The sequence below is a fragment of the Neotamlana laminarinivorans genome, from assembly GCF_020523925.1.
GTDB classification, from domain to species: domain Bacteria; phylum Bacteroidota; class Bacteroidia; order Flavobacteriales; family Flavobacteriaceae; genus Neotamlana; species Neotamlana laminarinivorans.
Genome location: NZ_JAJAPW010000004.1, coordinates 41,814 through 63,657 on the forward strand (window position 1 = coordinate 41,814; position 21,844 = coordinate 63,657).

General features: G+C 32.3%; 25 protein-coding genes and 1 tRNA gene. 17 read left to right on the top strand and 9 right to left on the bottom strand.

Annotation, left to right across the window (positions count from 1 at the left end; translation table 11 throughout):
- Positions 1 to 75 precede the first annotated feature (75 nt).
- Positions 76 to 2,889: a carboxypeptidase-like regulatory domain-containing protein gene (locus LG649_RS09525; RefSeq protein ID WP_226543602.1), complete on the bottom strand. Its 2,814-nt coding sequence runs from the start codon at positions 2,887 to 2,889 to the stop codon at positions 76 to 78.
- A 57-nt stretch (positions 2,890 to 2,946) separates the two neighbouring features.
- Here LG649_RS09525 and LG649_RS09530 point away from each other — a divergent pair, with 57 nt between their 5' ends.
- On the top strand, positions 2,947 to 4,002 hold the full coding sequence (locus LG649_RS09530; protein ID WP_226543603.1) for an endonuclease/exonuclease/phosphatase family protein: 1,056 nt from the start codon (positions 2,947 to 2,949) through the stop codon (positions 4,000 to 4,002).
- A gap of 2 nt (positions 4,003 to 4,004) precedes the next feature.
- Here the strand turns inward: LG649_RS09530 and LG649_RS09535 are convergent, their stop codons facing one another.
- Entirely contained in the window at positions 4,005 to 5,114 is a 1,110-nt protein-coding gene (locus LG649_RS09535) for a glycosyltransferase (RefSeq protein WP_226543604.1), read from the bottom strand.
- Position 5,115: 1 nt separating this feature from the next.
- On the bottom strand, positions 5,116 to 6,057 hold the full coding sequence (locus LG649_RS09540; protein ID WP_226543605.1) for a hypothetical protein: 942 nt from the start codon (positions 6,055 to 6,057) through the stop codon (positions 5,116 to 5,118).
- Positions 6,058 to 6,132: 75 nt separating this feature from the next.
- On the opposite strand from LG649_RS09540, the gene ruvC reads away from it, so the two are divergent.
- From ruvC to LG649_RS09580, 8 genes are read left to right on the top strand one after another with little or no spacing between them, the layout of a single operon-like run.
- Entirely contained in the window at positions 6,133 to 6,684 is a 552-nt protein-coding gene (ruvC, locus tag LG649_RS09545) for a crossover junction endodeoxyribonuclease RuvC (RefSeq protein WP_226543606.1), read from the top strand.
- Entirely contained in the window at positions 6,684 to 7,826 is a 1,143-nt protein-coding gene (hemW, locus tag LG649_RS09550; RefSeq protein WP_226543607.1) for a radical SAM family heme chaperone HemW, read from the top strand. Before ruvC ends, hemW begins: the two co-directional genes overlap by 1 nt.
- 11 nt (positions 7,827 to 7,837) lie before the next feature.
- Complete coding sequence (locus tag LG649_RS09555) at positions 7,838 to 8,587, top strand: cyclase family protein (protein ID WP_226543608.1); 750 nt, start codon at positions 7,838 to 7,840, stop codon at positions 8,585 to 8,587.
- Positions 8,587 to 8,931: a DUF4260 domain-containing protein gene (locus LG649_RS09560; protein WP_226543609.1), complete on the top strand. Its 345-nt coding sequence runs from the start codon at positions 8,587 to 8,589 to the stop codon at positions 8,929 to 8,931. Before LG649_RS09555 ends, LG649_RS09560 begins: the two co-directional genes overlap by 1 nt.
- 6 nt (positions 8,932 to 8,937) lie before the next feature.
- Complete coding sequence (locus LG649_RS09565) at positions 8,938 to 9,546, top strand: DUF4230 domain-containing protein (RefSeq protein WP_226543610.1); 609 nt, start codon at positions 8,938 to 8,940, stop codon at positions 9,544 to 9,546.
- On the top strand, positions 9,546 to 9,944 hold the full coding sequence (locus LG649_RS09570) for a GNAT family N-acetyltransferase (RefSeq protein ID WP_226543611.1): 399 nt from the start codon (positions 9,546 to 9,548) through the stop codon (positions 9,942 to 9,944). Before LG649_RS09565 ends, LG649_RS09570 begins: the two co-directional genes overlap by 1 nt.
- A 3-nt stretch (positions 9,945 to 9,947) precedes the next feature.
- Positions 9,948 to 10,313 (top strand): MmcQ/YjbR family DNA-binding protein, encoded by a 366-nt coding sequence (locus LG649_RS09575; RefSeq protein ID WP_226543612.1) that lies wholly within the window; start codon positions 9,948 to 9,950, stop codon positions 10,311 to 10,313.
- A 12-nt stretch (positions 10,314 to 10,325) separates the two neighbouring features.
- Entirely contained in the window at positions 10,326 to 10,904 is a 579-nt protein-coding gene (locus LG649_RS09580) for a PhnA domain-containing protein (RefSeq protein WP_226543613.1), read from the top strand.
- On the opposite strand, the gene LG649_RS09585 is transcribed toward LG649_RS09580, so the two are convergent.
- Entirely contained in the window at positions 10,901 to 11,041 is a 141-nt protein-coding gene (locus LG649_RS09585; RefSeq protein WP_226543614.1) for a hypothetical protein, read from the bottom strand. The genes LG649_RS09580 and LG649_RS09585 overlap by 4 nt on opposite strands.
- 88 nt (positions 11,042 to 11,129) lie before the next feature.
- On the opposite strand from LG649_RS09585, the gene LG649_RS09590 reads away from it, so the two are divergent.
- The 4 genes from LG649_RS09590 to LG649_RS09605 all read left to right on the top strand — a co-directional run bounded on the left by LG649_RS09590 (position 11,130) and on the right by LG649_RS09605 (position 13,718).
- Positions 11,130 to 11,732 carry a TetR/AcrR family transcriptional regulator gene (locus tag LG649_RS09590; protein ID WP_226543615.1) on the top strand — a complete coding sequence of 201 codons (603 nt, stop codon included), beginning with the start codon at positions 11,130 to 11,132 and terminating at the stop codon, positions 11,730 to 11,732.
- 59 nt (positions 11,733 to 11,791) lie between these two features.
- Positions 11,792 to 12,595: a haloacid dehalogenase type II gene (locus tag LG649_RS09595; protein ID WP_226543616.1), complete on the top strand. Its 804-nt coding sequence runs from the start codon at positions 11,792 to 11,794 to the stop codon at positions 12,593 to 12,595.
- A 4-nt stretch (positions 12,596 to 12,599) separates the two neighbouring features.
- Positions 12,600 to 13,334, top strand: coding sequence for a glucose 1-dehydrogenase (locus LG649_RS09600; RefSeq protein ID WP_226543617.1), 735 nt, complete (start codon positions 12,600 to 12,602; stop codon positions 13,332 to 13,334).
- Between the two features lie 93 nt (positions 13,335 to 13,427).
- Positions 13,428 to 13,718: a DUF1272 domain-containing protein gene (locus tag LG649_RS09605; protein ID WP_226543618.1), complete on the top strand. Its 291-nt coding sequence runs from the start codon at positions 13,428 to 13,430 to the stop codon at positions 13,716 to 13,718.
- Here LG649_RS09605 and LG649_RS09610 read toward each other — a convergent pair.
- Positions 13,696 to 14,124 carry a YybH family protein gene (locus tag LG649_RS09610; RefSeq protein ID WP_226543619.1) on the bottom strand — a complete coding sequence of 143 codons (429 nt, stop codon included), beginning with the start codon at positions 14,122 to 14,124 and terminating at the stop codon, positions 13,696 to 13,698. The genes LG649_RS09605 and LG649_RS09610 overlap by 23 nt on opposite strands.
- A gap of 207 nt (positions 14,125 to 14,331) precedes the next feature.
- Here LG649_RS09610 and LG649_RS09615 point away from each other — a divergent pair, with 207 nt between their 5' ends.
- Positions 14,332 to 14,610: an STAS domain-containing protein gene (locus tag LG649_RS09615; RefSeq protein ID WP_226543620.1), complete on the top strand. Its 279-nt coding sequence runs from the start codon at positions 14,332 to 14,334 to the stop codon at positions 14,608 to 14,610.
- Here the strand turns inward: LG649_RS09615 and LG649_RS09620 are convergent, their stop codons facing one another.
- Entirely contained in the window at positions 14,611 to 15,711 is a 1,101-nt protein-coding gene (locus LG649_RS09620; RefSeq protein WP_226543621.1) for a DUF4407 domain-containing protein, read from the bottom strand.
- 74 nt (positions 15,712 to 15,785) lie between these two features.
- Entirely contained in the window at positions 15,786 to 16,646 is an 861-nt protein-coding gene (locus tag LG649_RS09625) for a DMT family transporter (RefSeq protein WP_226543622.1), read from the bottom strand.
- 364 nt (positions 16,647 to 17,010) lie between these two features.
- Here LG649_RS09625 and LG649_RS09630 point away from each other — a divergent pair, with 364 nt between their 5' ends.
- Positions 17,011 to 17,463 carry an Lrp/AsnC family transcriptional regulator gene (locus LG649_RS09630; RefSeq protein WP_226543623.1) on the top strand — a complete coding sequence of 151 codons (453 nt, stop codon included), beginning with the start codon at positions 17,011 to 17,013 and terminating at the stop codon, positions 17,461 to 17,463.
- Positions 17,464 to 17,762: 299 nt separating this feature from the next.
- On the opposite strand, the gene LG649_RS09635 is transcribed toward LG649_RS09630, so the two are convergent.
- Both LG649_RS09635 and LG649_RS09640 read right to left on the bottom strand, forming a co-directional pair.
- Positions 17,763 to 18,629, bottom strand: coding sequence for a DMT family transporter (locus LG649_RS09635; protein ID WP_226543624.1), 867 nt, complete (start codon positions 18,627 to 18,629; stop codon positions 17,763 to 17,765).
- 119 nt (positions 18,630 to 18,748) lie between these two features.
- Positions 18,749 to 20,137, bottom strand: coding sequence for a dipeptidase (locus LG649_RS09640; protein WP_226543625.1), 1,389 nt, complete (start codon positions 20,135 to 20,137; stop codon positions 18,749 to 18,751).
- A 128-nt stretch (positions 20,138 to 20,265) separates the two neighbouring features.
- On the opposite strand from LG649_RS09640, the gene LG649_RS09645 reads away from it, so the two are divergent.
- Positions 20,266 to 20,347: transfer RNA gene (locus LG649_RS09645), tRNA-Leu, on the top strand.
- 220 nt (positions 20,348 to 20,567) lie between these two features.
- Entirely contained in the window at positions 20,568 to 21,776 is a 1,209-nt protein-coding gene (manA, locus tag LG649_RS09650; RefSeq protein WP_226543626.1) for a mannose-6-phosphate isomerase, class I, read from the top strand.
- Positions 21,777 to 21,844: the final 68 nt, after the last annotated feature.

Genomic DNA, 21,844 nt, shown 5'->3' on the forward strand with positions numbered 1-21,844 from the left:
TTTCAGCATCTCATTTCATCTGAAACAAATTCAGGTTGACATTGAATTTATCATTTATCTATTACCAATTATTGACTAAAAGCTAACATTTAAGTTTAAAAAGTAGGTGGTGCCACGACCGTACCAATATTTCGATCCAAAAACAGGAGTTTCAAGTGCTTTATCGTCTCTAAGCTCTCTGTAATTGGCATTTCTACCTTGTTCAAAACCACCTGTTTTATAAATTTCGTTTAAAACATTGTTAATGCTAGCAAATAAGCCAATGTAATATTTGTTGATTTTCCATGATTTTCCGCCAACTAAATTCACCACCATATAGTCATCAAATTGTTCTTGTTTTAAAAGTTCTCTCGCTATGGTTTCATTGTAATCGTTAAAAACAATGCCATCAAAATCTGTGTTAAAATTTGAGGTTCTTGTTAACGGACTTACATCAATAAATGTGTTATTGAAAAAGTTTGCAGATGCGCCAAACCACCAATAATTGGGGTCGCGATACTCAAAACCAGCAGAGAAAGCTTGTTGTGGGCCAGAAGCTAAACGGTAATTTTTTAAATAGGCCTTTCCAAAGTCTTTAAATCCGTTAATAAAACCGGCATTTTCGGCATCTTCATCTGGTTCTGAAGAAAGATATAAATTAGGGTTGTTGTTATAGGTGAATTGACCAACCGATGCGACACCTTTTAACTTGATGGTTGGCGTAACTTGGGCTTCAACACCAAACTCTAAACCTAAATGTTTTTTATTAATGCCTTGAAGAATTTCTTGAACAAAAACCGCATTATCACCACCAATACCATCGGCAAAATAGAACGAAATTTCGTTGGCATTATTAATATTTGTATAGTAACCAGTAAGTTTAGCTTTAGCAATGGGCGACCTGAAAATGTAACTTACATCGACAGAGGAAATCTGTTCTTCTGAAATATTAGGCACTGTATTATGGTTTTCTCGAGAGTTTGTGTAAGTGTTTTGTATGGTTGGTGCTTTGGTTACATAACCAGCATTGATATCGAAAACATGTTTACCAGAAAGTTTATAGGTTAAACCGGCTTTTAATCCAAAGCCAAAAAAGTTAAGCCTATCGCCTTTGCCTAAAGAATTATCAGGAAATCCGCCATTTTGGTATAATCCTTCTCTTTGGTAGCTGGTGCTTTTGGTATGTAAAGCAGTATAAAAATCTACTTTGTTATAACTGAATTGTGCTTGTACAAAACCACCTATTTCTTTTGATACAATATTGTAATGGTATTTAAACTTGTCGCCTTCGTTTACTAGTTTATTTGGGTTTTGTAAATCGTTTTGAGCTTCATTAATTGTAGTCGCGTAGGCATCAACATCTAAATACGTTTTTGCGCCTAATAAATCTAGAACGCTAGCAAAGTTTTCAGATTTTAACGATTTAAAATTTAAACCTGCGTTTAAAGTAATATGTTCGTTTAATGCTTTATTTAAAATTGAATTTATACTGATTTGTGTGTCATCAACTCGGTCTTCATATAAGGCGTATATAGCATTACCACCATTTGCGGTGTTTGTAATATTAGCATTATAAAGGGCGTTCCAATCTATTTGTCCGTTATCTTGAAATTCGTTTAAAGCTAAATAAGCATACTCTAAATTATCGGGAAAATTACGTTCAAAATAACTTGGTAGCTTTTGGTAATACGTTGGGCTTGGGTTACTGCCGCCACCTTGCGGAAAGTTGTTAACTAAATCGGTTCCGTTATAGTCTAAACGGCTATTACTTAATTTACCAAATTGGTAACCAATATTGGTGTTTAGGGTGGTTTTGTTATTTATTTTCCAATAATGACTTAAAATAAAAATGGGTTCGTTCACCTCTTTAATTCTTGAATTTCGCTTTTCGCCATTTTGCCAGCCCCAATATTCGTTGTATTTAATGCCTTTTAAATCGTAAACTTCTTGTGTGTTGGGTGACGATTTTCCTCTTCGGTTAGGCGTGTAAATAGCTGCTAAATTTAAACTGTGTTTGGTGTTGAATTGCTTTTCTAAAGATGCAAAAAATGAATTGGCGCTATAATTTGTAGCATCTTGATAGCCTTCGTTTCCCCAGCGCCTACCAACGGAAACAGTATAAGCCCAGTTGTTTTTTAGTAAACCAGAAGCATGAGTAGCCATAAACCTGTTGGTGTAACTTCGGTTTGATGACGAATACGTTAAACGACTACCTGGTCGAGCTTCAGAAGGGCGAATATTAATATTTGTGCTTCCTAAAACACCGCCAAAAGTATAATTTGAAGGTGTTAAGCCAGCACTTAATTCTTGGTTTCTTAATACATCATTAATACCGCCCCAATTACTCCACTGTGGCCTACCGTTAAAGGTTTTATTCATTTCAATGGCGTTAATTAAAACAGAACTGTTTTTAGAATCTAATCCGCGAATGCGAAAAAAGGAAGCGCTAAACTCGAAAGCCGCTGTGCGTTGAAATATATCGAGAGATGATGCTAGTAAGCCAGAAATGTTGTCGGCTCCAGAAAAATCATCATTTAATTCATCATCGGTAAGTGAAATGGTGAATAAATCGGTTGTTTGCGAAGTGTCTTTTTCTAAGGTTATGCCAGAGATATCTAATGTTTTGCCTTCATCAATGATAATCGGTATTTGTTTACTTATATATCCTGATTTAGACAACATAAGTGTTTGTTCGCCAAAAGGTAATGTTGTGTTTTCATTAAAAGAAAATATTCCTTCAGAATTGGTTAAAACATATAAGTTCGTGTCTTTAATTGAAATGGTTACATCAATAATAGGAGTGTAAGTGTAATTTTCCAGCACAGACCCTTTTAATGTAGTTTTTTGTGAAAATGCTGAAAATGAAATAAATACAATTAAAAACCTTAAGTACTGAGTGTTTTTTAACATAATTACATCAATAAATGTAAGAAAATTTTATTTTTATTGATGTTTTTACTTTATAAAATGAAAGAAAATAAATCTGCAAAATTCGTTTTTTTGTTGCTAATGCTTTGTTGCTTTACAGGAACTGCTCAAAAAAAGAATTATAAAATTCATACTGTGGCCTTTTATAATTTGGAGAATTTATTTGACACTATTAACGATCCTAATAAATTGGACGAGTACAGCCCTATGATGGAATTAAAAGCCAACAAGTCTTTTGTTTACCAACAAAAAGTTAAAAATATGGCAAGGGTTTTAGCCGATATTGGTAAGGATGAAACTAATAATTCACCGGTAATTATTGGTGTTTCTGAGGTTGAAAACAAAACTGTTTTAGAGGATTTGATAAACGATTCCTTAATTGTTAAACATAATTACGGTGTTGTGCATTACAATTCGCCTGATGCTCGTGGTATTGACGTGGCGCTTTTATACCAAAAAGCATTTTTTACGCCTATTTCAACAAGTTCACATGAACTTAAAATATATGATAACAAAACACAAAAACGTGTATTTACAAGAAATCAGTTACTAGTTTCTGGAAAGTTAGAAGAAAGTGATATACATATTATTGTAAATCATTGGCCTTCTCGCAGAGGAGGTGAAGCTAAAAGCAGAGCCAAAAGAGTAGCCGCTGCAAAATTAACCAAGCGATTAGCCGATTCCTTGCAAGTTAAAGACCCATATGCGAATATTTTAATAATGGGTGATTTTAATGATAACCCAAATAATGCTAGTTTTAAAAATGCTTTAAAAGCAAAAAGAGATAAAAACAAGGTAGCTTTTAAAGGTATTTACAATCCATTTGAAAATTATTTTAAAAAAGGAATAGGAACCACAGCTTACCGCGATTCATGGAGTTTATTCGACCAAATTTTGTTAACAAAACCATTTCTTGAAAAAGATTATAGCTCATTTAAATTTTACAAAGCAGGTATTTACAATAAGCAATATATTATTCAGAATTCAGGTAAATATAAAGGCTACCCATTTAAAAGCTGGAGTAACGGTTTTACAAACGGGTTTAGCGATCATTTTCCGGTGTACGTATTTTTAATAAGAGAACTTAAAAAATAATTTTATTTTTTAAACTCGCGTTTTTTCCATGTATAACCACCAAAAATAGCTTTTATAGCCACAAAAACACTAAAAAAAGAGTATGGTAAAAAGCTTAATGTATATTGTTTTAAGATATTTTTTTTATTAAAAAATGAAGCTGTTTTATTCAATAAAATAAAATCAACAATAGCTTTAATAGTAACAGCACTAACCAAAACAAAAGGATTTAAAAGTTTTAAAATAGTTAGTAAAATGCCAATAATAATTAAGGCATTCATTAGTAAAACTATAAGTCCTGTAATTTTACCAAATTTATTATTGTAGGCACTGGTTTTAGCCGCCCAACGTACATGTTGAGAAATTAAACTTGTCCATGAAGTTTGAGCTTTTGTTTTAACAATAGCGTGCTTACTTTTTAAATATCCAATGGTTTTATTGACTTTTAAAAGCTTATCGAGCATAAATATGTCATCGCCACTAGCAATATTTTCGTTGCCTTTAAAGCCATCAATTTGGTTAAAAACAGACTTTTTATATGCAAAATTGGCACCGTTACACAAAAATGGTTTGTTTAACCCAAAACCACCTATGGTAGCGCCTTGCAAACTTAAGGCATCTAGGTTTTGAAATTGGTTTAAAAAAGTGTTTTTACTTTTATACATTACTGGTGCAACAACGGCATCTATGTTATTGTTTTGTATGTAATTGTCAAAATTTTCAAGCCAAAATTTAGGTAAAATACAGTCGGCGTCGGTGGTTATAACCCATTCATTTTTTGCAAAGCCAATAGCTGTGTTTATAGCATCTTTTTTAGGTGAATTTGTTTCACGTTTATTAGGTATGGTAATTACATCAATACCACTTTTAACAATAACTTCTAGCGAATTGTCTTCCGATTCATCATCAACCAAAAAGACTTCAAAAAGTAGTTTGTGATAATTTAAATGTTCTATAGATTTTAAAAGTTGGGGTAAATTTTCAGCTTCATTTCTAAAAGGTATAATTACTGAAAACCTAGTTTTTGGAGGTAAGTTTTTAAATTTAAAAGTTTCAACTTTATTAAAACCGTAAATAAAACGACCTATTAAAATTAGGTAAGATAATGTAATTAAAATACTAATTATAATCATGCTATGTTTCGTGTTCTGGAAGCTTAAACTTTATCACATAAAAGCTTCCTAAAATACTAGGAATAACAAAGTTAAAAATCCACATTAAAGAAACAACTGTAAGTACAGTTAACTCGCTTATTTCGGCGAAAGAAAATAGATAAACTGCAATGCTGCCTTTAATAACCACATCAAAAATAAATATAGAAGGAATAACAGAACTCAATAAATATATTGAAGAAATAATAGTCAATGCATTCCAATAATTAATATTAATTGAAAAAATTTTAAGTAAAACATAAAACTGAAACGAAAAGATGGTATAGCGTATAAATGCATAAAAACATCCTAAAATTAGTTTATTTTTAGAAATGTTTTTTGGTTTATAAAAGCTAAAACCTTTAATTTTTTTTAAAGCAAAAATTATAATAATAAACAAAATAGTGGCAAAAACTAAGGTTATAAAAAGCTTGTTATAATTTAACTCAGGTTTATAGGTTTTTATAAATATCAAAAGTCCAATAACACCAAATAATGTAGTTACTAGCATTTGTAAACCATTATGCCAGAAATTAACTAGTAAAATTTTTTTTCGATTTTCTCGTGAAAAATACATTGCCTTTGCACCATACTCACCAACACGATTAGGAGTAAATAATGAGGCTGTTAAGCTCCCTAAACTTTGCTCTATAGCATTTTTAAAACTTATTTTTTTTACGAGACTAACAAGAGTTTGCCACTTTAAAATTTCGAAAAACCAATTTAAACAACTTAAAAAGAGCAAAAAAGCGAGGTTTTTTATAGTAAAAACTTCTTTTTTTAGTAAAAAACTAATAAACGATCCAAAACTTAAAGAAGTGTTGCTAGTAAGTTTGTAATATATAAAGTAGAAAGCACCAACAACAATGCTTAATTTAATAAGCACAAAAAAGAATTGCTTAGTTTTGTAAGGGAGTTGGCGCATATTTTTTGCAAATTACGCAATTAAATGGCGTTTAAAAACTTGCTGCTTTTTAAGTGGTTGATTTTAAAAATATAAATGAAAGAAAGAATAATTTTAGGTATAGATCCAGGAACAACCATTATGGGTTTCGGTCTTATAAAAGTGGTGGGTAAAAAAATGCTTTTTTTACAACTTAACGAGCTCGATTTAAAAAAATACAGCGACCACTACCTAAAGTTGAAACTTATTTTTGAGCGTACTATTGAATTAATTGATACGCATAACCCAGACGAAATTGCTATTGAAGCGCCTTTTTTTGGGAAAAACGTGCAGAGTATGTTAAAACTTGGTCGCGCACAAGGCGTTGCTATGGCTGCAGGATTAAGTCGTGAAATACCAATTACCGAATATTTACCAAAAAAAATAAAAATGGCTATTACTGGTAACGGTAATGCTAGTAAGGAGCAGGTTGCAAAAATGTTGCAAAGTATGCTAGGACTAAAAACCTTACCCAAAAACCTCGATTCAACCGATGGTTTAGCAGCGGCAGTGTGTCATTTTTATAACTCCGGACGTGTAGATGTTGGTAAAAGTTACTCGGGTTGGGATGCTTTTGTGAAGCAAAATTCCGATAGAGTTAAAAAATAATGGCCGGAATTTACATTCACATACCGTTTTGTAAACAAGCCTGTTTTTACTGCGATTTTCATTTTTCTACATCACTTAAAAAGAAAGATGAACTTATTGATGCTTTAATATCCGAAATGGAATTACGTTACCCAATTTTAAAAAGTGAAGTAGTTGAAACCATTTATTTTGGGGGCGGTACACCATCGATGTTAAGTAATATAGAATTACAAAAAATTATCGATGCGGTTTATACAAGGTTTCAAGTTTACGAAAACCCAGAAATAACTTTAGAAGCGAATCCAGACGATTTATCGTTGGAGCGTATAAAAACCTTAGCGGAAGAAACTAAAATTAACCGATTAAGCATTGGCATTCAGTCGTTTTTTAACGACGATTTAAAAAGCATGAATAGGGCACATAACGCTACTGAAGCCGAAAAATGTTTAAAAGAAGCGATAAAATATTTCGATAATATAACAATCGATTTAATTTACGGTATTCCTAATATGAGTCTGGAAAAATGGAATGATAACCTAGAGAAAGCATTTAGTTTTGGGGTAAATCATATTTCTAGTTATGCTTTAACTGTTGAGCCAAAAACAGCTTTAGATACTTTTATTGAAAAAGGAAAATACCCACCAATCGATGAAGATTTAGCGCTTAAACATTTTAATCATTTAGTTGAAAAAACAACCGAAAAAGGTTTTGTGCATTACGAAATTTCTAATTTTGGTAAACCTAATTTTTTCTCGAAACACAACACCAGTTATTGGTTGGGTAAGTCTTATTTGGGTATTGGCCCTTCGGCGCATTCGTTTTATAATAATCAGCGAAGTTGGAATGTTTCAAACAATGCTAAATACATAAAAAGTATTCAAAATAAAGAGCTGCCTTTATCAACAGAAAATTTAACTAAACAAGATGCTTTTAACGAGTATGTTATGACAGGTTTACGAACCATTTGGGGTGTTTCGTTTAATAAAATTAAAGCCGAATTTGGAGACGGCTTCCTTCAGCATTTAAAAAAGAACTCCAATAAATTTATAGTTGAAGATTTGTTAAGGATTTCAACCAATTCAAATAACGAATCTGTGCTAGTAACTACAAAAAAAGGAAAATTTTTGGTAGATGGAATAGCGGCAGAACTCTTCATGATTTAGTATCTTTGAGCATGATTGCAACAATTCAATATAATTCCAGAAAATTAAAAATAAATTTAAAACAACCCATCGATATTTCAATGCCGTTGCGTGCTTCTAAAAAAAACGTAAATGCTTGGTATGTGGGTGAACCCAAGATAGAACCTGCAAAAGAAGGCGATTTTATAATTAGTGTTGCAGAGGGTGCTAGTGTTAATTTTAATAATATTTCTTTTAATCCTCATGCGCATGGTACGCACACCGAAACGGTTGGGCATATTACAAAGGACGTTTACTCTATAAACCAGAATTTAAAGCAGTTTTTCTTTTTAGCTGAAGTTATTACCGTGGCTCCAGAAACGTTTAACGACGATAGTGTTATCTCGAAAAAGCAAATACAATTTGCTTTAGGTAATAAAAAGCGTGATGCTTTGGTAATTCGTACTATTCCTAATACTCGCGAAAAATTGTCACGTCAGTACTCCAATACCAATTGGCCGTATTTACAAGCCGATGCTGTAGAATTTCTAGTTAAAAAAGGCATTAAACATTTACTAATAGATTTACCAAGTATTGATAAAGAAAAAGATGGCGGCGAGCTTTTAGGGCATAATGCTTTTTGGAACACAAAAGGCAAATTACGTTTAGATGCTACAATAACCGAGTTTATTTATGTGTCTAATAAAATTGAAGACGGCGAGTATTTTTTAAACCTGCAAATCGCACCTTTTGAAAATGATGCTACGCCAAGTAAACCCATTCTGTATAAAACTTTAAGCTAATGAAAACCGTTTTAAAACTAGAAGAGTTACTCATGTTTGTTTTGGGTATGTATTTGTTTTCACAATTAAATTTAAGTTGGTGGTGGTTTGTTGGCTTGTTATTAACTCCAGATATTGGCATGTTAGGCTATCTTGTAAACCCTAAAATTGGTGCTTATGCTTACAATGTGTTTCATCATAAAGGCATTGCTATTTTATTCTATTTTTTAGGCGTTTATTTGCAAAACGATATAGTAAAATTAATTGGTGTTATACTTTTTTCGCATTCGTGTTTCGATAGAGTTTTTGGCTACGGATTAAAGTATATTACTGATTTTAAAAACACCCATTTGGGTAAACTTTAAAACTTTATGGAAGCGTTTTTAGGTATAATAATTGGCGTTTTGGTAACTACTGGTGTGGTTACTGTTGTAAAATCTTTTAAAAAGAAAAATTTAGTAAACTCGCAGTCTACCATTTTAATAGATAAGATTAAAAAGGTATGTAAGTTTATAACTGTTGAAGGTGATTTTGCCGAGATTTATCATTACGAAGATGTTAAAGAACGTTTTTTAAAACTAATAACAAGTAAGAAAAAAGCCTTAGTTGTAATAAACGCCAAGGCGCATGTAGGTTACGATTTAGCTAAAATTAAAATTGAAGCCGAAAATGATAAGAAAAGAATTATTTTGAAGCATTTTCCGCAACCCGAAGTACTTTCAATAGAAACGAATTTAAATTATTACGATAAAAAAGATGGCTATTTTAATAGGTTTGAAGCGACGGATTTAACCGGATTACACAACGAAGCTAAACTTCATATTCAAGAAAAAATACCAGAAAGTGGTTTAATTGAAATAGCACAAAAAGAAGCGCTTGAAACTATTTTACTTATTGAAACCATTGTTGAAACTATTGGGTGGAAACTAGATTATTCATCTTTAGAAATAGATAGCGTAGAACCTAAAAAGTTAAAATAATGTTCGAAATATCTACCGATAAAAATAAGTTAGATGTTTCTGTAATTCATCAATTTTTAAGTCAGACTTATTGGGCAAAAGGAAGAACCGTAGCGCAAGTACAAACAACAATAAATAGCTGTTTGTGTTTTGGTGTGTATTTAAATAATGAGCAAATTGGTTTTGCACGCGTTGCAACAGATTATGCGGTTTTCGCTTATATTATGGATGTGTTTATACTTCCGGAATATCGTGGTAAAGGCTATTCAAAAAAATTAATGGAAGCCGTTACAATGCATAAAGATTTGCAAGATTGTAAAGTTTGGATGTTAAAAACAAAAGATGCCCACGGTTTATACAAACAATTTGGTTTTACAGATTTAAGTCATCCAGAAAAGCTCATGGAAAAACTATTGTAGCTTATGAATATAGAACAATACAGAGCCTATTGCTTAAATAAAAAATCGGTTACCGAACATTTTCCTTTCGATGAAGATGTGTTGGTTTTTAAAGTTTTGGGTAAAATGTTCGCTTTATCCTCGTTAAAAAAATGGGAAGAAGGCTTGCAATCTGTAAACTTAAAATGCGATCCAGATTATGCTTTGGAGCTTCGCGCGGAATATGAAGCCGTAGAACCAGGTTACCACATGAGTAAAAAACATTGGAACACCATTCAATTACATAAAAACGAAGTGCCTCCGGCTTTAGTAAAAGAACTTATAGATCAATCTTATAATTTGGTTGTTAAAAGTTTACCTAAAAAGCTTCAGAAAGAATTAGAAAATTAAATTTTAAAAATAATGAGTGTATTACAAACACTAAAAGAACGTAGTGGCGATTGCTGCGAGTTGTGTAAATCTACAACCGAATTAAGTCAGTATACTATTCCACCATCGTTAAACGAAAATGTAGATAACGATGTGTTAATCTGTAAAATCTGTTTAGATCAAATTGAAGAACGAACCGATATGGATGCTAACCACTGGCGCTGTTTAAACGATAGTATGTGGAGCGAACACGTGGCGGTACAAATAATGGCATGGCGTATGTTGCAAAGGTTACGTAATGAAGGTTGGCCAAAAGATTTACTGGACATGATGTATTTAAGCGATGAAGCTTTAGCATTAGCCAGAGCAACGGGCGAAGATAAAGACGAAAGCGAAAAAGTGATACATCGCGATAGTAACGGTGTTATTTTAGATAATGGCGATTCTGTTGTGTTAATAAAAGATTTAAAAGTAAAAGGAAGCAGCATGGTTGCCAAACAAGGTACTGCCGTTAGAAATATTCGATTAGATCGTGATAACGCGCAATATATTGAAGGTAAAGTCGATGGGCAACACATTGTAATTGTTACCGATTATGTAAAGAAAACCTAATTCTCGTCTTTCTTTTTAAAAAGGTTAAATCCAAACGGAAACATAAAAGCCAAAAACAAATAGCGGCCAGTAACCAAGCCATAAATGGTTATGGCTGCTAAAACTACCATTAAAATTACTTTATAACTGTATTTCATTTTCATAAACTAAAAAACAACGTAAACATACAAGTTAAATTTTTTATAATAAAAACATACTAGTTGGTATTTTTTATAACTTTACAGCATGCAGCAAGAATTAAAATCGCAATTAACCAAGCAACAAATTGTTCAAGAAGCTTTTACGTTATTTTACGAAAAGGGCTTTAAAACTACAAGTATAAACGATGTTGTAAAGGCAGCAAGACTTACTAAAGGCGCATTTTATCATCACTATAAAAATAAAGAACAATTAGGCTTAGAAGTTATAGAGCTTAAAGTGAGAAAGCGCGTTTATGATGGTATGATTTTACCATTAAGCGATGCAGGAAACCCAATGGAAATTCTTGAAAAAACCTTTTTAAACAGAATAAAATCTTTTCCGTTCTACGATAAGCAAAATGGTTGCCCCATGAATAATTTTATTAATGAAATTGGGAATTACGAAACCGCGTATCAGTCGGCACTTAAACATATTGTTGAAACTTGGAAAGCCGCTTTAATTACTTTAATTAATCGTGGTAAAAACGAAAAATGTATTAAGCAAAATATTTCTAGCGAAGCCGTAGCGGTGTATTTAATTAGTGCTTTTGAAGGCATTAGAGGTATTAGAAAATTATATAATGATGATGACATTTTAAATCAATACATATCTGGTTTAAAATTATATTTAAATCAATTAAAAGCATAAAATTTTTTTACACAAAAACATACTGCTAAGAATGTTTTTTAATAATAAAACCATAACCTATGAAAAACAACAGAAGAAACTTTATTAAAAACACTGCAATGCTTGGAGTTGCAGGAGTAACAATGCCAAATTTTACCAATGCTTTAAGTCAAGATAAAAGAAAAGAAGAGTCCAAATTATCAAGCCGTCCTAAAGTGTTGTTTTTTGATGTAAACGAAACGCTATTAGATTTAACAGCTATGAGAAAAAATGTAGGTGATAAACTTAACGGACGTAGCGATTTATTATCACTTTGGTTTACAACCATGTTACAATATTCGTTGGTAACAACAGTAGGTAGGCAATACAACGACTTCGGGATAATTGGTGCTGCGGCTTTACAAATGGTAGCAGCAAATCATGGTATTAAAATTGGAGAAAAAGAAGCTCAAGAAGCCATTTTAGGTCCGTTACGTTCTATACCACCACATCCAGAAGTAAAAGAAGCTTTAAAACAATTAAGAGATGCTGGTTACAAATTGGTGTCTTTTACAAACTCATCTAACATTGGTGTTAAAACTCAATTTGAAAATGCCGGTTTATTAGATTATTTTGATGAGCGATTAAGTATTGAAGATATGGGAAAATACAAACCTGATGCAGATGCTTACGATTGGGCAGCACGAAAAATGAAAATAAAATCATCAGAATGTTTATTGGTAGCAGCTCATGGTTGGGATATTGCAGGAGCACTTTGGGCAGGATGGCGAGGCGCTTTTATTAGCAGACCAGGAGCTCAATTATATCCTTTAGCACCAAATCCAGAGTTTAACGAATCAAATTTAAAACTAATTGCAGATAAATTAATTGCATTAAAATTATAAGCTTATGACATTACAAGATAAAGTTATTATAGTTACAGGTTCTTCGCGAGGAATAGGTAAAGAAGTGGCAATACAATTAGCAAAAAACGGTGCAAAAGTTGTTATTAATCATTCTAATAGTGAAGCTGAAGCCAATGAAACTTTAAATACAATAATCAATAAAGGTGGTGAATGTATTGTTGTAAAAGCAGATGTTAGCAATAAACAAGATGTAGAAGCTTTGTTTAATAAAACCATTGAAACTTTTGGTAAAGTAGATGTTTTAATAAATAATGCGGGCATTATGTATAATAAATTGTTGAAAGATAACACCCAAGACGATTTTACTAAATTATTCGATGTTAATGTGCGTGGAGTTTTTAATACCATGCAAGAGGCTGCAACAAAACTGTCAGATAATGGTATTATTGTTAATTTCTCATCGAGTACAGTAAAACTTATGTTCCCTAAATATGCGTTGTATTCTGCTACAAAAGCAGCTGTAGAGCAAATGACTCGCGTGTTTGCTAAAGAAGTTGGTCGAGGCATTTCGGTTAATGCCATAGCTCCCGGAGCTACTGCAACCGATTTGTTTTTAAACGGAAAATCGCAAGAAACTATCGATAAATTAAAAAGTATGATTGCTTTTAACCGATTGGCAGAACCAATAGATATTGCAAGAGTTGTTGTGTTTTTAGCTAGCGACGACTCTAAGTGGATATCCGGACAAGTTATTGGCGCAAACGGTGGTTTAATTTAAAATTATTGGAATAACTATTAAAATAAAAATAATTTAGAAAGTGAATTAAAAAGCTTAACTTGTTATTAGAGTTTTAATAGTTATTCCTTTTTTATGTTAGAAATACGCCCAACTTGCGAAAACTGTAATAAAAAATTACCATTTGATGCAAAAGATGCGATGATATGTACTTTCGAGTGCACATTTTGTATAGCCTGCGTAGAAACTGTTTTGCAGCATGTTTGCCCTAATTGTGGCGGTGATTTTGTAAAACGACCAATTAGACCAAAACAGTTACTTGAAAAATATCCAGTTTCAACAAAAATAGTTTTTAAGCCAGTCGATATAGAGGCGCATAATAAACTATTACAAAGCTTAAAAATTAACCAGAAGTATCAGCTATAATTTTCCATTCGCCATTTATTTTCTTAAAAACGACCATAAAAAAACCATCGGCATTTCCTACTTCTCGCTTTATATGGTACTCGCCTAAAACGTAGTACGAATTAGCTTCAATTTTGTTAATAGCATTAATTTTAAAACTTAAAATACCAGTGTGGTCTTCAGTTGGGTAAGCTCTTTGGTAGCGCTTTAAAGTTGCGACCCAGCCATTTACAACACCGTTAGCACCGTAAAAGGTTAGTGAGTCACTTTTCCAGTAACCTTCCATAAAACCTTCAATATCGTTTTTAGACCAAGCTAAACGTTGTTTTTTTAATACTTTTTGTATGGCTTTTTTATCGTTTTCTTCAGTTTGTGAAAAACCAATACAAACAGTAAATAAACACAATGTTAAAATGATTTTTTTCATTTAAAGTGATTTGTTTTAAGTTTTATAATAGTAAAAATAGCAAAATTTAAGATGCTATTCATCGATTTAATCAACATAAAACTTTTTTTCAGCTAGAGTAAAAATCAGTTTGTCGATAAAATAGTGAATAAAGTTTAAAATATAATTACCTTTAAAACAATCATCTACACTCCCTCAAATTTATTTTAATTTACTAAACTGTGTAATATGGATTTTAAAATTTCTGGCTATAATAATTTTTACAAAGTAAAAGGTCATTTAAACAAGAAAAACGCTTATTCTTTCAAGGCTGAGTTTAACAACATTTTTAAAGAAATTGATTCTATAACTATAAGTGTTGAAGGTGTTGAAAGTATAGATAAGTATGGTGTAGCTGCAATTTCACAACTACATTTTGAAGCGTTAAAACAAAATAAAAAATTATCTATTATTGGTTACGGTTGTAAAGATTTATACAACCATTTCAATTCTAATTCTGCAGCTTAGTTACAATATGTGTTTTTGTTTTTTATAAAAAGCATCGGCTTGTAGTCTCATAAGTTCTTGAGCCTTTTGTCGTTTGTATTTGTAGAGCTCGTCTTCGCTTTTAATATCGTTGTAAATACGGTTGTTTAATGCGGTTTCTGTTTCTATAATTAAATTTCGTTCATTTTTGTTTTTTAGCACATTTGTTTTTAATGCCATTTCTTGGTCTTCAAGTTTAAAATCGTAAGCGCCTCGCGGAGATAGTAACTTTGCAAAAATGGGTGAGGTTTCTATGGCTAGAAATAGTAGAAAAATAAAAAATGAGGGTAGCCAAGGTAATTTATTTAAAGCATTTACTCGTGCCATCAAGCCATCAAAATTATCAATAATAGGTTGTGAGGTGGTTACTTGGTTTGCATAATCGATTTCGGCTTGAGCTATTTGGGCTTCAATAGTTTCAATTTTTGCTTTGTTTTCTGTTTTTAGTTGTTGTAAATCTGCTAAAGCAGCATCGTGTTTATCGCGTTTTTCTTTATACACAGGGCCTTTGCCTAAGCGTTTTGTTCCTGCTGTTCCTTCAGCTTCATTTATATAAACGTTGTAAAGGGCATTTACGTCGGCTTCTTTGCGGTTTATTTGACTTTGTAATGAATCAATATTACGATTTAAAGCTTCAATTTTGGGAGTGAATTGTTGTGCAATTTGATTTTTGTTACTTAAAGTCAGGGCATTTTTCTCTTCTAATAACACTTGATTAATCTCTTTTTCAAAAATTTTAAGTTCTAAAGGTTTCGAGATGACTATGGCAATAATTAGTGCTAAAATTATTCTTGGTGCGGCTTGAATTAATTCATCTGTAAAATTGCCGTTTTTTTTAATGGTTGAAACGATATATCGATCTAAATTAAAAATGAGTAAACCCCAGATTAAGCCAAAAAGTATTGCAGAATATAAACTATCGAAAACAGTAAATAGAGCATAACTAGCTGCAATTGTAGCCATAACGGCTGTAAAGAAAACTGTAGCGCCTATACCCGCATATTTATTTTGTTCGCCTTTAGAGCATTGTTCTAAAATATCGGTATCTGCGCCAGAGCAAATGATGAAGAATTGCTTTAACATAATATATTCGTTTTTTGATTGATTGACTATTAGAACGTTAAAGCTGGTGTTTTGTTACAATATTCAGGAAAAAATCAGTTTGTTTTAGACCGAATGCTTTCTATAATCACCGTTCCAAGGATGAGTGTTCCGCCAGTATAGGTGTTGATTGATGGTGATTCATTTAAGAATAAAAAAGCAATTATAATTCCAAAAATGGGTTGTGCTGTTCCAATAATGCTTGCTGTACTAACAGAAAAATGTTTTAAACTCATTACAAATAATGTGTGGCCAATAGCCGTTGTAATAAGAGCCAGAATTATCAAGTGTGGAAGCTGTTCTGTAGTGTTTACAGTATCCATCAAGAAAATTACTGGAATGAGCAGAATGGTTAGAAATAGGGTCTGATAGGTCATTAAGGCCGAACCATGATAATTTGAAACATATGGTTTTAGCATTAAATTTCTAAGAGCATAACAAACTGCCGAAAAAACGCCAAAAAGAATGCCTTTCACATAAGTGTTTTTAAAATCAAAATCTGGTGCTAAAATGTAAATTCCAGCTAGCACTATTATTCCTAGAATAACATGTGTTGAGCTGAGCTTGGTTTTGCTGAATAGGGGTTCTAAAAATGCAGTTATAACCGGAAATGTAAATAGAGATAACATTCCCAAAGCAACATTAGAGAGTTTTAAGGCATAGAAATAAGATATCCAACTAATGCCTAAAAATATAGTGCTTAAAAGGATTGTGATAAGGTCTCTCCTGGATTTAATCTTTAAATCAATTTTTTTTATTTTACAAAAAAGAAAAAGAAATAGGGCACTCAATGATGAACGCCACCAAGTTATAACAGGTATAGGTAGGTTTATGAATTTACCTAAAGACCCAGAAGTACTAATTAAAAGAGCAGCGAATAAAAGCGTTGCAAGACTAGATGTGTATCTTTTTCTCATATAGGATTCTTAGTGGTTAATTGTATACAAGCCTTTTAAAGCATGGTATTTGTGGTTATTAAAACATCATTTTTGTTAAGCTGAATCTGCACTTATTTAAGGGCGTTTAAGAAGCTCAATAAGCTCCTCTAAAAACCGTTGTTTATTTTCTTTAATGTAAAATTTAATGGTATCTAAAAATAAAATTCAAAGTTTATTTTGAGTCTTCTTCTTTGTGTTGTTAAAGCTGTAAAACTAGTATTAATTAGTTTTAAAATCTATTTTTTATATGAATACAGAAAATATGTTCTTATATTTGAAAAATACAGTGATTTTGAACTATTTTGTATTTTGGGACTGTATGAATTCAGAAAAATAATCTTGTATGGATAAAATCGACAGAAAAATATTAATGGAGCTTCAAAAGAATGCTAAACAAAACACTAAGGAAATTGCCAGTAAAGTTGGATTAAGCGTTACACCAACCTATGAGAGGATTAAGAAATTAGAACAACAACAGGTTATAAAATCTCATGTTGTTCTTCTTGATAGAGATAAAATTGGAAAGCATGTTTTGGCATATTGCCAAGTTTCTTTACTGAAGCATAAAAAAGAACTATTAGATAACTTCAAAGAGCAAAGTTGCTTGCTTTCTGAAATAATGGAGTGTCATCATGTTTCAGGAAATTTTGATTTTCTATTAAAAGTTGTGGTAGGGAATATTTCTGAATTTCATCATTTCATTAATGAAAAACTATCTGTTGTTGATGGTATTGCAAAAATACAAAGCTCATTTGTTGTAGATCCTGTAAAAGAAAATTCTATTTTTTGTTTATGATTACTTTTGAGACCTAACTTTTTTTTGTCTGTCGATAGCGTAAAGATTAGCTTCCATTTTAATGAAGTTTATCGATTGTAAAATGAGAACGGTTGAAAAATATCACAGAATTAAATTAAGACGTATAAAAATAAAAACCTGAAGACTGTCTTTTAAATTAAACTCCAAAATGCTCTTTAGGCGAGTGTATGGCGTCGCTATCTAACCCAAAGCCCATTAAAATGCTTTAACTTAACTTGATTGTGATTTGATTGATAGTCTATTAGAATGTTAAAAGTTATGTTTTGTTACAAGAAAAGTTAGGTTTTTCTTTTTTGCTCTCGAATACTCTCAATAATTACCGTTAATAAAATTAAACTACCTCCTATGTAGGTGTTTATATTGGGTTTTTCGTTTAAAAATATAAAGGCAAGTATTATTCCGAATATAGGTTGTAGGCTGCTAATTATACTAGCTGTACTTACCGAAAAATGTTTAAAACTGCTAACAAGCATGGTGTGGCCAATAGCTGTTGTAATTAACGCAAGCATTATTAAATACGGATATTGCGTACTTATATTTTGGGTGTCGAATAAAAATATTACTGGAAATAATACAATGCTAATTACTACCAATTGGTTAAACATAATGCTTTTTCCTGAGTATTTTGATATCAGTTTTTTTGAAATTATGTTTCGTAAAGCATATAACAAAGCCGACAGCAAACCAAACAGAATGGCTTCAAAGTAAGTGTTTTCTATACTATATTCTGGTGATAGAATATATAAACCTAAAAGCACAATTAAACTTAAAAGTATATATACAGAATCGAATTTAACTTTTATAAAAATAGGTTCTATTAGTGCGGTTATCATTGGGTAAGTAAATAACGATAACATGCCAATAGCAACATTTGATAATTTTAAGGCATAAAAATAAGTTATTAAATGTCCTGCAAAAAATAATGCGCTAATAACAAGAGTTATATAATCTTTTTTTGAGCTTAACTTTAAGTTTACTTTTTTAATGGAGTAAAAAATAAAAAGACAGAGGCTTGCAAGAATACAGCGAGACCATATTATTACTGGTGGATCTAGGTTTATAAATTTGCCTAACGGACCAGAGGTGCTTAAAAGCAGAGTTGATAATAATAGAAAAAGTAAATTTTGATAGTTTGTATCTTTCATTGAAGTTCTGCTTTGCGTTAGCGATAGAAACGGATAGCTTTTGGTGAGCAGCCGCTTTGAGCCAAAACTAGTAGTGTATAGCGCGACCCCGCCATGAGAAGCGGGGTAACGCCCAATTTTTAATTATTTAATTCTGTAAAATATTTATAGAAATACGGTATGGTTTCTATGCCTTTTAGGTAATTCCAAACTCCAAAATGCTCGTTAGGTGAGTGTATGGCGTCACTGTCTAACCCAAAGCCCATTAAAATGGTTTTGCTTTTTAGTTCTTGCTCGAAAAGCGATACAATAGGTATGCTGCCGCCGCTACGCTGAGGTATTGGGGTTTTTCCGAAGGTTTGTTGGTAGGCTTTACTTGCGGCTTGGTAACCTATGCTATTTATTGGTGTTACATAACCTTGTCCGCCATGGTGTGGTGTTACTTTTACTTTTACTGCATTTGGAGCGATGCTTTCGAAGTGTTTTTGAAATAATTCGGTGATTTCTTCCCAATCCTGATTAGGAACTAAGCGCATTGAAATTTTTGCATAAGCTTTACTTGCAATTACGGTTTTAGCACCTTCACCTGTGTAGCCACCCCAAATACCGTTAACATCTAGGGTTGGGCGAATGGAATTGCGCTCGTTGGTGCTGTAGCCGGTTTCGCCATAAACAGCCTCAATGTTTAAAGCCTTTTTATAGTTTTCTAAAGAAAAAGGTGCTTTTGCCATTTCTGCGCGTTCGGCATCGCTTAGGTTTTCAACTTTATCGTAAAACCCAAGAATGGTGATATAGTTGTTTTCGTCGTGTAACGAAGCAATCATTTTAGTTAATATATTTATAGGGTTGGCAACTGCGCCACCATAAAGTCCAGAATGTAAATCTCTGTTTGGTCCGGTTACTTCAACTTCAACGTAACTAAGTCCGCGTAATCCTGTTGTTATTGATGGCACATCGTTGGCTATCATGCCTGTATCGGAAATTAAAATAACGTCGTTTTTTAACTTTTCTTGGTTATTTTTTACAAATGTTGCTAGGTTTGCGCTTCCTACTTCTTCTTCGCCCTCGATCATAAACTTTACGTTGCAAGGTAGCTCGTTATTGGCCGTCATAAACTCTAAAGCTTTTACATGCATGTACATTTGGCCTTTATCGTCGCAGGCACCGCGTGCAAAAATTGCACCTTCAGGGTGTAGCTCGGTTTTTTTAATAACGGGTTCAAAAGGCGGAGAATCCCATAAATTTATTGGGTCTGGTGGTTGTACATCGTAATGCCCGTAAACTAAAACAGTTGGTAGGTTTGGGTCTATTATATTTTCGCCATAAACAATGGGGTAGCCAGCGGTTTCGCAAATTTCAACAATTTCGCAACCGGCTTTTTCGAGTCTTGTTTTTATGGCTTCTGCTGTTTTTAATACATCGTTTTTATAAGTAGAATCTGCACTAATAGATGGTATTTTTAATAGTTCGATAAGCTCGTTTAAAAAGCGGTCTTTATGTTCTTTTATGTAAGATTGAATGTTTTGCATTGGTGTTATTAAAAAGTTCGTTTCAAAAGTATAAAAAAAGTGTGTTTTTTAATGCGAATAGGTTTGCAATTTAAAAATCTTGATTATATTTGCATCCCGATTCTTGATAGTAATCGGGAATACATATTGCGGGCGTGGTGGAATTGGTAGACACGCTAGACTTAGGATCTAGTGCCGCGAGGTGTGAGAGTTCGAGTCTCTCCGCCCGCACTAAACAAAAAAGACTCTTCATTTTAAATGGAGAGTCTTTTTTTGTTTACACATTTAAAAATTCTTCATACATATTAAATACAGGAAGAAATTTTACCGAAATTTTAAAGCTTTGTTGTACTATATTTAATAATTTATTCTTTTTTGTTATTAAGCTACGTTAATATTGGTTTTAAGTAATTAAGCTGTTAATTTTACACCAGAATTAAATACAGCAAAAATGGCTAAACTATTTTTAGTAGAAGGACAAATACAAAACTACGCTTGGGGAGGTACACAATACATTCCTAATTTATTAGATGTTAAAACCAATGGCGAACAATGTGCCGAATATTGGTTAGGTGCACATAGTAAAGCGCCATCAACTATAAAAACTACTGAAGGTGATAAAACGTTAGATACTTACATTTCAAATAACTTAAATTCGGTATTAGGCGATAACATTGCCAGTGCTTTTGGTCGCTTACCATTTTTGTTTAAGGTTTTAGATGTACGCGATATGTTATCTATACAAGTGCATCCTACAAAAGTTGAAGCCGAAAAAGGGTTTAAAAAAGAAAATGAAGCAGGTATACCTTTAACCGCAAAACACCGTAATTATAAAGATGATAACCATAAGCCAGAAATAATGGTAGCTTTAAGTGAGTTTTGGTTATTACACGGTTTTTTAACGGAAGCCAAATTAAAAGCGGTTTTAGAGTCTGTTCCAGAATTTAAACATTTAATATCTGTTTTTGAAGCTGAAGGCTATTTCGGTTTGTATAAAACGGTTATGGAAGAACCTCAAGAAGAAACCAACAAAGTACTACAGCCATTAGTTGATAGAATTTTACCCTTATACAAAGCCGGAAAGCTAGAAAAACAATCGCCAGATTATTGGGCTGCCAAAGCAGTAGATTCTGCCGATGATGCTTCGGTTTTAGATAAAGGTATTTACTCTATTTATTTTTTCAATATTGTAAAAGCAAATAAAGGTGAAGCGGTGTTTCAAGATGCAGGAATTCCTCATGCTTATTTAGAAGGTCAAAATATGGAGCTTATGGCAAATTCAGATAACGTGTTGCGTGGTGGTTTAACACCAAAACATGTAGATGTGCCAGAATTATTAAAACACGTGGCTTTTAATGAAACGGTTCCAAACGTTATGCAAGGCGATTTACAGGCCGATGGAATAGAACGTATTTATAAATCGCCAGCACCCGATTTTCAATTAAGTTTAATTTCTTTAGAAGCTTCAAAAACTTACAAAAGCACTTCAAAAACAGCCGAAATTATTATTGTAATTGAAGGTGAGGCAGAAGTAAACGAAGGAGAAACTACAGTTGGTTTAGCTAAGGGGCAAGCCGCTTTTTTAGCAGCAACAAGTCAATATACAATTCAAACAAAATCGAACGCAATTATATATAAAGCAACTGCGCCACAATCGTAGTTGTTAAAATCATTGTAAAAACTATTAATATTAGTTTAATACGTGCTAAAAGCAACTGCTTTTAACAT